Origin of the sequence: Bacillus sp. S10(2024) (genome assembly GCF_050473865.1) — a bacterium.
GTDB lineage: Bacteria > Bacillota > Bacilli > Bacillales > Bacillaceae_G > Bacillus_A.
On the sequence record NZ_JBFLUR010000002.1, the window covers coordinates 2,331,981 to 2,346,091 of the forward strand.

Below are 14,111 nucleotides of genomic sequence, written 5' to 3' on the forward strand. Positions count from 1 at the left end.
ATTATGACTCATCAGTCAAAAATTGCAAGTAGTTCACAGTATTTTACCTTTTCGTTGACTGTTGACCGGTCAGTCATTTATACTTTGTTTGTTATGACCGATGAGTCAATTTCAATACAAAGGAGCGTAGAAATGAATAAAATTATTAACTTTTCGTTAAACAATAAGTTCGCAGTCTGGCTATTAACGATTATTATAACGATTGCAGGAATCTATTCTGGCCTTCGCATGAAGTTGGAAACAATCCCGGACATCACAACGCCACTTGTGACAGTGACGACTGTGTATCCTGGTGCTACTCCAGCTGAGGTAGCAGAAAAAATTTCAAAACCAATCGAACAACGACTGCAAAATTTAAGTGGAGTAAACGTTGTCAGCTCCTCTTCTTATCAAAATGCGTCTTCTATTCAAGTAGAATATAACTTTGATAAAAATATGGAAAAGGCAGAGACAGAAGTAAAAGAGGCACTCGCTAACTTACCTTTACCGGAAGGCGTAAAAGAGCCAAAGATTTCTCGCCTGAGCATCAATGCTTTTCCTGTTATTTCATTAAGCGTTACAAATAAAAATGAATCTCTTGCACAGCTAACGCAGCGAGTAGAAAAAGATATCGTACCAAGCTTACAAGGTTTAGACGGCGTTGCCGATGTGCAAATTTCCGGTCAACAAGTAGAAGAAGTACAGCTCGTCTTCAACAAAGAGAAAATGAAAGAATTAGGCCTAAGCGATGATACAGTCAAGAACATGATCAAAGGTTCTAACGTTTCGATGCCGCTGGGACTATATACATTTAAAGATAAAGAAAAATCTGTTGTCGTAGATGGCAATATTACAACGTTAAATGCTTTAAAAGAAATGAAGATTCCGCTGATCCCTTCTACAAACCAAGGAAGTTCACATGGACCGGCTCAAGCACAGCAACCTAGTATGAGTCCAGCTGCAGCGGGACAAACACTGGGTATCCCGGCAGTATCATTGCAAGATATTGCTGATATTAAACAAGTCGGAAAAGCAGAATCGATTTCGCGTACAAATGGAAAAGAAGCAATCAGCCTACAAATTGTAAAAGCAGCTGATGCAAATACGGTTGACGTTGTCAATGCTGTAAAAGACAAAGCAAATGATTTTGAAAAGAAATTTGATACCATCGAAATCACTTCAGCATTCGACCAAGGTGAACCAATCGAAAAATCTGTTAGCACAATGTTAAATAAAGCTATTTTCGGTGCTATTTTCGCTGTGATTATCATCATGTTGTTCTTGCGTAACATTCGAACAACACTTATTTCTGTTATTTCAATTCCACTTTCTTTATTAATTGCAATTTTAGTATTAAAAGAAATGGATATTACATTAAATATCATGACGCTTGGAGCAATGACTGTCGCTATTGGCCGCGTTGTCGACGATTCCATCGTTGTTATTGAAAATATTTACCGGCGCATGGCTTTACCAGGTGAAAAATTAAAAGGAAAAGACTTAATTCGTGAGGCAACGAAAGAAATGTTCGTGCCAATTATGTCATCGACAATCGTAACCATCGCTGTCTTTTTACCACTTGGTCTTGTGAAGGGAATGATCGGAGAACTATTCTTACCGTTTGCTTTAACAATTGTTTTCGCCTTATTAGCATCTCTTCTTGTAGCTGTTACAATTGTTCCAATGATGGCACATTCTTTATTCAAAAAGGAAAGTGCGAAAGAAAAACAACATAATCATAAAGAGAAACCAAGTAAACTTGCTAATGGATATAAACACCTTCTAGAATGGGTATTAAACCATAAAATTATTACATCTAGCATTGCGGTTTTATTATTAATCGGAAGCATTGCACTTCTTCCGATTGTAGGTGTAAGTTTCTTACCATCTGAAGAAGAGAAAACAGTAATCACTTCTTACAATCCGGAACCAGGACAAACATTGCAAGATGTCGAAAATATTGCGACAAAAGCAGAAGATTATTTTAAGAAAAATAAAGATGTGAAAACAATTCAATTCTCGCTTGGCGGAGAAAATCCGATGAGCCCAGGTAAGTCGAACCAAGCATTATTCTTTGTTCAATACAAAAATGATACAAAGAACTTTGAGAAGGAAAAAGAAAAAGTTGTAAAAGATCTGCAAAAGATGTCAGACAAAGGAGAATGGAAAAACCAAGACTTCTCATCTGGCGGAGGCAACAATGAAATTAAGTTATACGTATACGGCGATAATTTAGAAGAGATTAAACCCGTTGTAAAAAACGTTCAAAATATCATGAAAAAAGAAAAAACGTTAAAAGATGTCGATTCAAGCCTTTCTAAAACATACGATGAATACACATTAGTGGCAGATCAAGAGAAGTTAAGTAAACTCGGATTAACTGCTGCACAGGTTGGCATGGGACTTTCCGAATCTCACGACCGCCCTATCTTAACAACAGTTAAAAAAGACGGCAAAGAGATGAATGTGTATGTTGAAGTGAACAAGCAAAACTATGAAAATGTCGATGACTTAACAAATCGAAAAATACAAACGCCGCTAGGTACAGAAGTGGCTGTAAAAGACATTATGACGGTAAAAGAAGGAGAAACGTCTAATACCGTAACAAGACGCGATGGCCGCGTATATGCAGCAGTAACCGCAAAACCAACGACAGACGATGTCACAAAAGCTACTCGTAACATTCAAAAAGAAGTAGATAAGCTAGACTTACCATCTGGCATTGATGTGTCAATGGGCGGTGTATCGAAAGACATTCAAGAATCCTTTACACAACTTGGCTTAGCGATGTTAGCTGCCATTGCGATTGTATACTTCGTTCTTGTTGTAACATTCGGCGGAGCACTGGCTCCATTTGCGATTTTATTCTCGCTTCCATTTACGATTATCGGCGGCGTTGTTGCCTTATTAATTTCCGGTGAAACATTAAGCATCTCTTCTATGATTGGCGCCCTTATGTTAATCGGTATCGTTGTTACAAACGCTATCGTATTAATTGACCGCGTTATTCATAAAGAACGTGAAGGTTTCACAACGCGCGAAGCATTATTAGAAGCTGGTGCAACAAGATTACGCCCAATTTTAATGACAGCTATCGCAACGATTGGTGCCTTACTTCCACTTGCATTAGGATTTGAAGGAAGCGGCCTTATCTCAAAAGGTCTTGGCGTCACAGTAATCGGAGGGTTAACAAGCTCTACACTATTAACATTATTAATCGTACCGATTGTGTATGAAGTAGTAAGTAAATTCAAACGAAAAAATAAAGTAGAAGAATAAAGTGAAACTTCCATCAGCGGGGTGTCCTCCCCCGCTGATGGTTAGTTGAATCAATCGGGCTTTTATGGGCAGTTGATCCCCACCTATCTTCTTCGATTCTCTCTGATCTTGAGGCGGGAATCCTACTGCCCGCGAATAGCGGGATAAAAAAATGAGACCTTTCCATCAAAATGGAAAGGTCTCTTTATATGTTGTTCCACAATCGCGACCAATTGTTAAACCATCCAACATTGTTTGCGAGCTACAAAGTAAAGGCTTAGTTTATTCTCTTTTATTTTTACCTAATTTCTCATTACCACGTTTAAAGTTACCCGTCATTTTAGCTAACAATAACTGTACTGCTGTTACATTATCTTCAACCTCTTTGATTCTTGCTATAAGACGCTCTGCCTCTCTATCCTTTACAATTTTAATTTGTTTACCTCCGTAATAGATTATTACCGTTCCTTTTTTCGTTATTTGATAAGCAAAAGGTTCTTTACTTAATCTGTTTTGTTTATCTATTTCGCTCACTGCACCATCTCCCTACTTATTTTAATTCCGAACATTTAATCCCCACAAAAACGGGTGATTGAAAAAATTTTAATTCCCCAAGCTGGTTGGTTAGTTTAAGATTAAGTTAGAGGTTGTTTCATTTAATGAAGAATTAGTATTAGATTTTAAATCTTTGGAGGGGATGCACTTGAAACAAATCATTTACTTACTTAGACATGGAGAAACTGAATTAAATGTAAAAGGCCGATATCAGGGGGAACTCGATTCAACACTAACATCTGATGGCATTGAACAAGTTAAAAAAAATGCAAAATTGCTAAAAGTACTTATAGACACCCCTAGAGAGTGGGAGTTTATTTCCAGTCCATTAGGAAGAGCACAACAAAGTACTGATATAATATGTGAAGTTATAGGTTACGATAAAAGCAAAGTTATAATGGACAATCGATTAAAAGAGGTCTCTGTCGGTAAATGGGCTGGTCTAACCACAAAAGAAATTGAAGAATCTTGGCCAAAACTTATGAAAAATACTAACAATTACAATTGGTATTTTCATTCCCCTAATGGAGAGAGCTATGATTCAGTTGTAAAGAGAGTATCTGAATGGCTGCATTCTATACAGAATAAAGAAAAAGTGATAGTGATGTCACATGGACTCACCGGAAGAATAATAAGAGGTGTATATCAAGGTTTAACAAAAGATAAAGCATTAGTCTTAGAAGTATCTCAGAATACATTTTTTAAACTATCAGATAAGCAAATAGAAAGTTTTTGCTCAGAGTATGATGAATTTTATTAAATAGGAATCCATTTTATGAGTAAAAAAGGTACTTAAATAATAGAAATAGAGAGCGCTAGTTTAAGTAGAAATAATCAAACTTTAAAATAAAGAATATGCATTTAATCAATCTTTATTTTAAAGCGACAATAATCACTATTATGCAGACCACAACATGAACGCTACTTGCTCGCTCCCTTTATTTTTAAACCTCGCACGGGGCAGAAACAAGCCCTGACCGCACCCATGCACGGCCAGGCCCTCTCGCCAACCTAAAAAAGGCGGTTTCAATCCATATTTATTTTACTCTTTTGCATCCGCTTTCCCGAGTTCATACGCTTCGCCCATAACCTTCATTAATAATTCTAATACAGGCTGCGCTTTTGCCATATCCAACGCCACGCCGTGATCATCTAAAATGGCCTTCGCTTCCGGCAAATGTTTCATTGCGATTTGTAAAAACTGCATATTTTTTTCGTTCATTTTCTCTCATCCTTTCCACATCAAAACTCTCTTTTCTAGTTTACCACGTGTTACTCGTCTCGTATAACTCCCTATATTTTTTTATATGAGAAATTTGACGCTGCATCCCCTGTTCTAAAGAAAATTTACTTGGAATAACGATCTTTTCTTCCTCGCCTGTTAAGCACTCTTTCTCCTGTATTTGAAAAACCTCTGTTTTCTGTAATAGTTCTATCCCTTTTTGCCACCGTTTTTCCTCTTCACTGCAAAGAGAATATATTTTCATTTCCATTTTTCTTTGACCAATCGTATATAAATAGTTCGCAACATCTTCCACATATAAAAGATCACATGTACATTCTTCTACCCTAAGAGAAATCGTTTGTTGTTTTAATCGAGCTAAAATGATGTTGTGATATGCCATAAATGTCGGTTGCCACGGTCCATATACTGCTGGAACACGTAGTATGCAGTAATCCGCATCACCTTTTTGTACTTCTCGTTCAATTTTTGAAAAAAGCATACGATTTTCATTGCTACTACAAGCACGACTTACTTCTACAGAAGATGAAATAACGAACCTTATTTCTTTTCGTTTACAAAAACTCTCAAAACGCTTTACATATTGCAATATGCTACGCTCATTTCTAAAATTCTTTTGCTGATTCGGCTCACATAAGCAAAAGTATGCAGCATCAATATTTGTTTTCTCCAAAACTTCCCATCCATCATGATCCCCTAGCGAAAAATACTTAAACAATGCGTTTCGACCAATTAAACATAATTTTTCTTCATTTATCTTGGAAACACTGTTCATATCATCAAAATCAAACGCACACACTTCAATCTCTTCTTCAAGAAACTTCTGCACAAGATGATAACCTATAAATGTTAACGCCCCAACAACAATGACTCGTTTCATTTTCTTTCCCTCCTCTCATAGATAAAAAGCTCCTTATGTATAGGAGCTTTATAAATCTTCATACCACTTAAAAAACTGACATGCATTTTGCGCCATTTTATATTTTACATCTTGTAAATGAAAGGATAATGAAGTCGGACAACTTTCTTGCAAACGCTTCTTTTCATATTCCCGAAGCAACTGTTTTCGTTCCTTTTTTTCTTGAGCAGATACAAAGATTCTTACCGGAATGGAGGATACTAAATACGGAAATGCTTTCTTTTCAATTTTCAGTCGCAATTCCGATTCTGTTGCATCATATGCTTGCATCAATTCACGAATTAACCGCTTATAAAAAAATTTGTGCTCCTTTTCAATTTCAACGTGTGCCGGTAAATGAAGGCACGGATTAAACATAAGAACAGAGCGCACACACTCAGGATACTGCGCCATCATTTGCAGGGCAACAAGTGCCCCCATTCCTTCTGCTACAATATGAATTTTTTCGTTTAAAATCTCCTTTTTCATGACGACATGATACAGCCGCTTCGCTAAACGAACTGCTTGTTCATTCCCCCAATGTCTGCCGTATAAATTAGAAGAAAAAATTGTATAACCCTTCTTTCGCAATTCGTTTAAAAATTGTAACCGCCCGGCATGTTGCAGCCATAAACTTGTACCATTCTCAATGAAGTAATTGTAATCGCCTAATAACAATATCCCAAATCCATTTGGCTTTTCTGGCAAATGAATTACACATGGCTCTTGTTCTAAAAAGAAAAAACGTTCTGTAATACTCATACTTCTCCCGCCTTATATGACAACATCTAATTTACTCTTTTATAATGTATGATACAAAAAGCAATTTGCTTTGCAAAAACGACAAATATTTTTTCTATATTCTTTTTCGAGTTATGATACAATAAAAACAAACTGAACGAATAGAGGTGTAAGAAGATGCGTGTATTTTGGGCCTTTTTCTGGTCGTTCTTGCTTGTGCAAATGATGAGCTACGTAATTAGCGCGATGACGCCAGGCGTTACATACGATTTTGGGCAAGCGTCTATTTTTTCTGTAGTTATTACTGTACTTGTAATCGTACTTGGAGCTTTAATTCCAAACGAACCTGCACAGCAGCATTAATAAAAAAGAGTCCGGATACCCGGACTCTTTTTTTATTGAACTTTGGCAACTATCTCGTTATTTGAAACATCAATCAATACATGACTATGATCTGTAATCGTGCCCGCAATAAGCGCACGCGCTAACTTCGTTTCAATTTGGCGCTGTACGTAGCGTTTTAGAGGACGCGCACCGTACATTGGATCAAATCCAGATTCTACAACAAACTCTTTTGCAACATCGGTAAGTTCCACTGTAATATGGCGGTCTGTTAAACGATTTTGCAACTCTTTCACAATTTTATCAACAATACCTTTTATTTCATTTGTTGTAAGTGGTTTAAAGAGAATAATTTCATCCACACGATTTAAAAACTCTGGGCGAAAGTGACCGCGAAGTTGTCCCATTACAAGATTTCTTGCTTCTTCTTGAATAGAGCCATCTTCTCCTAACCCTTCTAATAAATATTGCGATCCGATATTGGATGTCATAATAATCACTGTATTTTTAAAATCAACTGTACGTCCTTGCGAATCTGTAATACGACCATCATCCAACATTTGCAATAAAATATTAAACACTTCCGGATGTGCTTTTTCAATTTCATCTAATAAAATAACAGAATACGGTTTACGGCGCACAGCTTCTGTTAATTGGCCGCCTTCTTCATATCCGACATACCCAGGAGGCGCTCCGATTAATCGAGATACGGCATGCTTTTCCATGTACTCAGACATATCAATTCGAATGATTTGTTCTTCGCTATCAAATAATGACTGCGCCAATGTTTTCGCAAGTTCCGTTTTCCCAACACCTGTCGGTCCTAAGAAAATGAACGAACCAATCGGACGATTTGGATCTTTAATTCCAGCACGAGCGCGCAGCACTGCATCCCCCACAAGACCAACCGCCTCTTCTTGTCCGATGACACGCCCTGATAATATTTGCTCTAAACGAAGTAACTTCTCACGTTCTCCTTCTACGAGCTTTGCAATCGGAATACCAGTCCAGCGCGATACGATATTTGCAATTTCTTCTTCACTTACTTCTTCACGAAGAAGACGGTTGTCTTGCTGTTTATTCGCACTTGCTTCTTCCGCTTCTTTCAATTCTTTTTCTACAGCTGGAATTTTGCCGTGACGAAGCTCTGCTGCTTTATTTAAATCGTAATTTCCTTCCGCTTCTTCTAGCTCCCTTCGCAAACGCTCTAAGCTTTCGCGTAAATCGCGCACCTTATGAATTTCTTCTTTCTCTTTTTGCCACTGCGCCCGCATTCCACTCGCTTTTTCTTTTAAATCCGACAACTCACGCTGCAATGTTTGCAGGCGCTCCCTACTTGCACGGTCCGTTTCTTTACTGAGCGCAGCCTCTTCAATTTCTAACTGCATAATACGACGCGTGATTTCGTCTAGCTCTGTTGGTAACGAATCAATTTCTGTCCGAATCGTTGCACATGCTTCATCAACTAAATCGATTGCTTTATCTGGTAAGAAACGATCAGAAATATAACGATCCGATAACGTTGCAGCTGCGACAAGAGCACGATCATGAATATTCACACTATGGTAAATTTCAAATCGTTCTTTTAAACCGCGCAAAATAGAAATCGTATCTTCAACTGTCGGCTCTTCAGCTAATACTTGCTGGAAACGACGCTCTAATGCTGGATCTTTCTCAATATATTTGCGATATTCATCAAGCGTTGTCGCCCCGATGCAATGCAGCTCTCCACGCGCTAACATTGGTTTTAACATATTTCCGGCATCCATTGCTCCTTCTGTTTTACCAGCGCCTACAATGGTATGCAGCTCGTCGATAAATAATAAAATCTTTCCTTCACTCTTTTTAATTTCATTTAAGACCGCTTGCAAGCGCTCTTCAAATTCACCGCGGAATTTCGCACCTGCAACAAGCGCGCTCATATCAAGCGCAAAGATCGTTTTATCTTTTAACCCTTCCGGTACATCTTTACGAACAATACGTTGCGCTAATCCCTCAACGATTGCTGTTTTCCCAACACCAGGTTCACCAATTAATACAGGATTATTTTTTGTTTTACGCGACAAAATGCGAATCACACGGCGGATTTCACTATCACGTCCAATGACTGGATCAATTTTCCCTTGTCTTACTTCCGCTACTAAATCACGACCATATTTCTCTAAAGCTTCGTATGTTACTTCTGGATTTTGACTCGTCACTTTTTGATTCCCCCGAACTTCTGTTAATGCTTGCAATAACGCTTCTTTTGTAATACGAAGTGACGCAAATAACTCACGTATATCACTCGTTCTCTTTTCATCACATAATGCAAGAAGAATATGTTCCACTGAAATATAATCATCTTGCAAATGCTTCGCTTCTTCTTCAGCTCTTACAAACAGCCCCTGAAGTGCGCTTGTAATATAAACCTTGCCTACTTCTGCGCCGCCTCCTGTAACCGATGGCTTTCGCTTTAGTAAGCGTTCTGCCGCCTGCACCAACTGATCTATATTTATATTCATCTTTTGAAAAATACGTATTGCTAATCCATCTTGCTGCTGAAGAAGCGCGGCTAAAAGATGTACAATATCAATATCTTGATGATGATGCTTAGTAGCAATTGATTGTGCACCCATAATCGCTTCTTGTGTTTTTGTCGTCATTCGATTTAAGTCCATCGTGCCACAACTCCTTTATAGTTTGACTTTTTTTGACCTTTGATTTGATTATACGACAAATTACCTATTTTATTCAACGATGAGAACTTTATGACGATCTTATTTTTTGTAACTACTCGACCATACATTTCATTCAGGAGTTTGGTAAGGGGGATGATTCCGGTGAAAATACACCCCTTATTATCTATAAAAAGTTATTTTCATTTTTAGCATATAGATGTTTTCAGCCTTTGCGTGTGACAGGAAAAGGCCTTGACCGCTCCTATACATAACCAGTCCCTCCCTGGCCATTTAAAAAAATGCTCTTTTGCCTTTTTTTCATAGAGTGACTGAGTTGTTATCTTTTTTTACTTATTTACCATAAGAAATCCCGCAGCTTATAACTGCGGGATTTCTTATGGTCTTCGTTTATATGTCCATTGTCTATTTTGGTTTGTAACTTCCGGAAATTTATCTCCAGCAGAGAGCTTTACCATTTTTGGATCCTTAACCATACTCCCTGTTTCACCAATTTCAACATAGATACCATCATTGGGTGCTTTTTGACCAGCTCGGAATCGATGACTTTGTCCCATATTCATTCTCCTTCCATTCCATTATTACATCTTTAGTATGTCCCATTTTACAAAACCTTTTCTGTTATGTTTAGGAAACCATGCTCATATAATGAAATTACACATTTTAGCAGGAGATACATCAGTATATGTAGAAACAAAAAAAACTGGCCATAAAGACCAGCATCAAAGGAGAGTCAAACAACTTATACGAGAAGATTACATTCTCATTATAAACATGATACCCCCAGCTTTGTAACCCCTTTCACAAATTGTACAAAAGGAAAGGAACATTATTCGAACTTTCAGAATAAAACTTGACTTTTCTCGATACCAATGACAAATAGTAGACAACGTGATCGTGCAGGAATTAAGATGAATATACACAAAACTTTTTATAAAAGGTGTGAGACGCATGAAAAAACAACATTTAATTGCATTAGATTTAGATGGCACTTTACTTACAGATCAAAAAATAATTTCAGCTCGTACAAAACAAACCATTGCAAAAGCAAAAGAACAAGGCCATATCGTTGTGATCTCAACGGGCCGTCCATTTCGTGCGAGTCATGCATATTATAAAGAACTTGGCTTAAATACACCGATTGTAAATTTCAACGGCGCATACGTTCATCATCCACTTGATACGAACTGGGGAATGCATCACTCTCCACTTGAACTTACTACTGCACAAGAAATCGTTCGTACGTGTATGGAATTTGGAGTGGAAAATATTTACGCAGAAGTAATTGATGATGTATATATGAAACAACTTGATGAAGACAAAAAACATATTTTTGAGTTCGGATCACCCAAAATTTTCACAGGTGATTTACTCAACATTTTACAAGATCATCCAACTTGCTTATTAATTGATGCACATGAGTCAAAATCAAACTTTATTCGTCAACATTTAACAGATATGCATGCAGAAGTAATCGATCACCGTAAATGGGGAGCTCCTTGGCCGATTATTGAAATCGTGAAAAGCGGGTTAAATAAAGCAATTGGCTTACAAAGAATTTCAAATTACTACCATATCCCAAAAGAGCGTATCATCGCGTTTGGTGATGAAGATAACGATTTTGAAATGATTGAATTTGCTGGACACGGAATCGCTATGGGGAATGCCATTCCAGAATTAAAATCATTAGCAAATCACATAACGTTATCAAATGAAGAAGACGGCATTGCTCTTTATTTAGAGGAGGCACTTGGATTGTAAGGTGAAAATTCCCTACTTATAGTATGACGCCAATCGCACATACTATAGAAGACACAGCAAATGTGTCCATGCTTTTCTGCTAAAAGGGGGCATTACGAATGGGTAAAAAGAACAAATCAAAACGTTTCGTGCAACAAGGGACAGATTCTGTTATGAAACACGATGCAAGATTCCCATACCGTGGTACATTAGCTGAAGCAGAAAAAGAACGAAATAACTCTTCTCTCGGAGGGTTCTAATGAGTAACTTACTATTCCAACAAGCACGAGATGCCGTCTCAAAAGCTGTATCTTGTTCCAATGACAGCGAACAGCAAGCACTTGTTAATCAAGCAAAAAATGCATTGTTGTCCGCTTATACGAATTCTTCTACTGCCGAAAAAGTACAATTACGCGAAATGCAAGAAGAGCTTCAAAGCATTTCAACAACTCAGTAACTACGACTAGAGAAACAAATAAAAAGAGGACCAAATACGGTCCTCTTTTTATTAATCTTTACGGAACAATCCAAACACCCCAACCGTTTCGAGAACGTTTGTGAATGCACCTGGATCTACTTTTTTTATAATTCTTTCTAATTCATATAACTCATAACGAGTAATAACAATCATTAACATCTCTTTATTTTCATTCGTAAACGCACCTGTTGCTGGAACTGTGGTAATTCCTCGAACTAATCGTTCATGAATTGCCTTTCGCACCTCAGCTCCATTTTTCGTTACAATTAATGCCGTAATTTTCACATGACGCGTATGTATGGCATCAATAATACGCGAAGATACATATAATGTCACTAACGTATAAAGAGCCTTTTCCCAGCCATATAAATAACCGGCCAGAGTAATAATAATCGCATTAAACAAGAAGAAATATGTTCCGACCGGCTTATCTTTTACTCTAGATAAAATCATCGCAATGATATCTAAACCACCTGTTGAGGCTCCAAACTTTAAAGCAAGCCCTACTCCTACTGCAGAAATTACCCCTCCAAAAATGGCATTTAAAATAATATCATGAGATACCGCTTTTACTGGCACTATCTCTAAAAACAATGTCATAAATGCAACGCTTAAAAAACTAAAGAATGTGAAGGACTTCCCTACTTTTTTCCAAGCTAAAATAACAACCGGAATATTAAACAAGCTAAAAAGAACTCCCGTTGAAATATGTATTGATAGAAAATCTCCCAACACTTGCGAAAGCAATTGCGACAATCCAGCAAAACCGCTTGCGTACACTTTCGCAGGTGTTAAAAACAAGTTCATTCCAATCGCATTTAACAAACCAGCAATGATAACAACGACTAATTTCTTTGTAAGCTCAGCATAGTTCAGTTTTAAGTCCATATCTTCCAGTCCACCTTTATATAAATTCCATCGTATACATTATACATAGTCTTAACGAAAACGGAAATGATAAACGTACAACCGTTTTGAAGGGAGTTGAACCATATGCCTCATACAAGTGACAACGACAAAAAAGCACGTGATAACAACGCAAAGCGCACGCAAAAAAATGAAGAGCAACAAAAAAATATTCAGCAAGGAAAACGCGCTTACTCCAAAAAGACAGATCATCTATAATATGCAACTTTGATCAGTAACCAATTCTTATAAATTAGACCAGAATCCTCTATTTCATATGAACAAACCCTCATCGTACATCGACATTTTGTTGATGTACTTTTTTATTTTTACAAAAGTCATCTCGAGTTCACATCATGTTCACTTCCTTTTTCTACAATAGTAATAACAATTTTCGGATGAGGTGTTTACATGAAACGAAGACAATTATTTATTGCAGCAGCGACGCTCGGTACATTAATGTTAGCTGCCTGCAATCCAAAAGATAGTTCCGATTCCATTGCAACTTCTACTACTAGTACGATAACAAAAGGCGAATTTGATAAGGCGTTAAAAGAACGCTTCGGAAAAGATATGCTCTATGAAATGATGGCACAAGATATTATGACTAAAAAATATAAAGTATCCGATGATGAAGTTGATAAGGAATTTAAAAAAGTGAAAGACCAAGCAGGCGATAATTTTAAAACGTTCCTTGAAAGTAATCGTATGAAAAACGAAGACGATTTAAAAAAGCAAATTCGCTCTAGCTTAGCCATTGATAAGGCAATCAAGCAAACGATAACTGAAAAAGACATAAAGGCTAGATATAAACCAGAAATTAAAGCTAGTCAAATTTTAATAAACGATGAACAAACGGCTAACGATATAAAAAGACAATTAAATGGCGGTGCATCATTTGAAGAATTAGCAAAAAAATATTCAGAAGATACGGTTTCAAAAGATAATGGTGGAGATTTAGGTTACTTCGGACCCGGAAAAATGATACCTGAGTTTGAAGATGCAGCTTATAAATTAAATGTCGGTGAAATAAGTGAACCTGTAAAATCATCAAAAGGCTACCACATTATTAAATTGACAGACAAAAAAGACTTAAAGCCATACGACGAAGTAAAAGATTCTATTCGCAAAACACTTGAAACTGAGCGTATACAAGATAATACGTGGCGCCAAAAAGTATTAATGGACGAATTAAAGAAAGAGAATATTAAAGTTAAAGATGATGACTTAAAAGATACTTTTGCACGTTTAGGGCAATCATAAAAACAGCCGAACAAATTACATTTGTTCGGC

Annotated in this window: 15 protein-coding genes; 8 read left to right on the forward strand and 7 right to left on the reverse strand. The window is 37.1% G+C overall.

From position 1 onward, the window contains the following. Nucleotides 1-132 precede the first annotated feature (132 nt). A complete protein-coding gene (locus AB1280_RS11965) occupies nt 133-3,258 on the forward strand; it encodes an efflux RND transporter permease subunit (RefSeq protein ID WP_429755924.1) in 3,126 nt (1,041 codons plus the stop codon). 261 nt (nt 3,259-3,519) lie between these two features. Here AB1280_RS11965 and AB1280_RS11970 read toward each other — a convergent pair whose 3' ends face one another. Then, the gene (locus AB1280_RS11970) at nt 3,520-3,771 is read right to left on the reverse strand and encodes a hypothetical protein (protein WP_429755925.1); all 252 of its coding nucleotides are present in this window, start codon (nt 3,769-3,771) and stop codon (nt 3,520-3,522) included. Nucleotides 3,772-3,934: 163 nt separating this feature from the next. Here AB1280_RS11970 and AB1280_RS11975 point away from each other — a divergent pair, with 163 nt between their 5' ends. Further along, nucleotides 3,935-4,552: a histidine phosphatase family protein gene (locus AB1280_RS11975; protein WP_429755926.1), complete on the forward strand. Its 618-nt coding sequence runs from the start codon at nt 3,935-3,937 to the stop codon at nt 4,550-4,552. A gap of 282 nt (nt 4,553-4,834) precedes the next feature. Here AB1280_RS11975 and AB1280_RS11980 read toward each other — a convergent pair whose 3' ends face one another. Genes AB1280_RS11980 through AB1280_RS11990 form a run of 3 tightly spaced genes read right to left on the reverse strand, consistent with a single transcriptional unit; the run spans nt 4,835 to nt 6,695 of the window. After that, nucleotides 4,835-5,014 carry a ComZ family protein gene (locus tag AB1280_RS11980; protein WP_020059831.1) on the reverse strand — a complete coding sequence of 60 codons (180 nt, stop codon included), beginning with the start codon at nt 5,012-5,014 and terminating at the stop codon, nt 4,835-4,837. 40 nt (nt 5,015-5,054) lie between these two features. Further along, nucleotides 5,055-5,915: an NAD-dependent epimerase/dehydratase family protein gene (locus AB1280_RS11985; RefSeq protein ID WP_429755927.1), complete on the reverse strand. Its 861-nt coding sequence runs from the start codon at nt 5,913-5,915 to the stop codon at nt 5,055-5,057. A gap of 48 nt (nt 5,916-5,963) precedes the next feature. Further along, nucleotides 5,964-6,695, reverse strand: coding sequence for an alpha/beta hydrolase (locus tag AB1280_RS11990; RefSeq protein ID WP_429755928.1), 732 nt, complete (start codon nt 6,693-6,695; stop codon nt 5,964-5,966). 156 nt (nt 6,696-6,851) lie between these two features. On the opposite strand from AB1280_RS11990, the gene AB1280_RS11995 reads away from it, so the two are divergent. After that, a complete protein-coding gene (locus AB1280_RS11995) occupies nt 6,852-7,037 on the forward strand; it encodes a YjzD family protein (protein ID WP_272187311.1) in 186 nt (61 codons plus the stop codon). 32 nt (nt 7,038-7,069) lie between these two features. On the opposite strand, the gene clpB is transcribed toward AB1280_RS11995, so the two are convergent. Continuing rightward, nucleotides 7,070-9,676 carry an ATP-dependent chaperone ClpB gene (gene clpB, locus AB1280_RS12000; protein WP_429755929.1) on the reverse strand — a complete coding sequence of 869 codons (2,607 nt, stop codon included), beginning with the start codon at nt 9,674-9,676 and terminating at the stop codon, nt 7,070-7,072. A 395-nt stretch (nt 9,677-10,071) separates the two neighbouring features. Then, on the reverse strand, nt 10,072-10,251 hold the full coding sequence (locus AB1280_RS12005; protein ID WP_020059836.1) for a YjzC family protein: 180 nt from the start codon (nt 10,249-10,251) through the stop codon (nt 10,072-10,074). Nucleotides 10,252-10,645: 394 nt separating this feature from the next. Between AB1280_RS12005 and AB1280_RS12010 the strand changes: the two genes are divergently transcribed. From AB1280_RS12010 to AB1280_RS12020, 3 genes are all read left to right on the forward strand, one after another. Further along, nucleotides 10,646-11,455 carry a Cof-type HAD-IIB family hydrolase gene (locus AB1280_RS12010; RefSeq protein ID WP_272187309.1) on the forward strand — a complete coding sequence of 270 codons (810 nt, stop codon included), beginning with the start codon at nt 10,646-10,648 and terminating at the stop codon, nt 11,453-11,455. A gap of 98 nt (nt 11,456-11,553) precedes the next feature. Beyond that, complete coding sequence (locus tag AB1280_RS12015) at nt 11,554-11,694, forward strand: competence protein (RefSeq protein ID WP_272187308.1); 141 nt, start codon at nt 11,554-11,556, stop codon at nt 11,692-11,694. Next, the gene (locus tag AB1280_RS12020; protein WP_429755930.1) at nt 11,694-11,891 is read left to right on the forward strand and encodes a DUF3813 domain-containing protein; all 198 of its coding nucleotides are present in this window, start codon (nt 11,694-11,696) and stop codon (nt 11,889-11,891) included. The genes AB1280_RS12015 and AB1280_RS12020 overlap by 1 nt, the downstream gene beginning before the upstream one ends. Nucleotides 11,892-11,942: 51 nt before the next feature. On the opposite strand, the gene AB1280_RS12025 is transcribed toward AB1280_RS12020, so the two are convergent. Next, the gene (locus AB1280_RS12025) at nt 11,943-12,800 is read right to left on the reverse strand and encodes a YitT family protein (RefSeq protein ID WP_429755931.1); all 858 of its coding nucleotides are present in this window, start codon (nt 12,798-12,800) and stop codon (nt 11,943-11,945) included. A gap of 105 nt (nt 12,801-12,905) precedes the next feature. Between AB1280_RS12025 and AB1280_RS12030 the strand changes: the two genes are divergently transcribed. Then, nucleotides 12,906-13,037 (forward strand): DUF3941 domain-containing protein, encoded by a 132-nt coding sequence (locus tag AB1280_RS12030; RefSeq protein WP_090915794.1) that lies wholly within the window; start codon nt 12,906-12,908, stop codon nt 13,035-13,037. 192 nt (nt 13,038-13,229) lie between these two features. After that, entirely contained in the window at nt 13,230-14,081 is an 852-nt protein-coding gene (gene prsA / locus AB1280_RS12035) for a peptidylprolyl isomerase PrsA (protein ID WP_429755932.1), read from the forward strand. Nucleotides 14,082-14,111 lie beyond the last annotated feature (30 nt).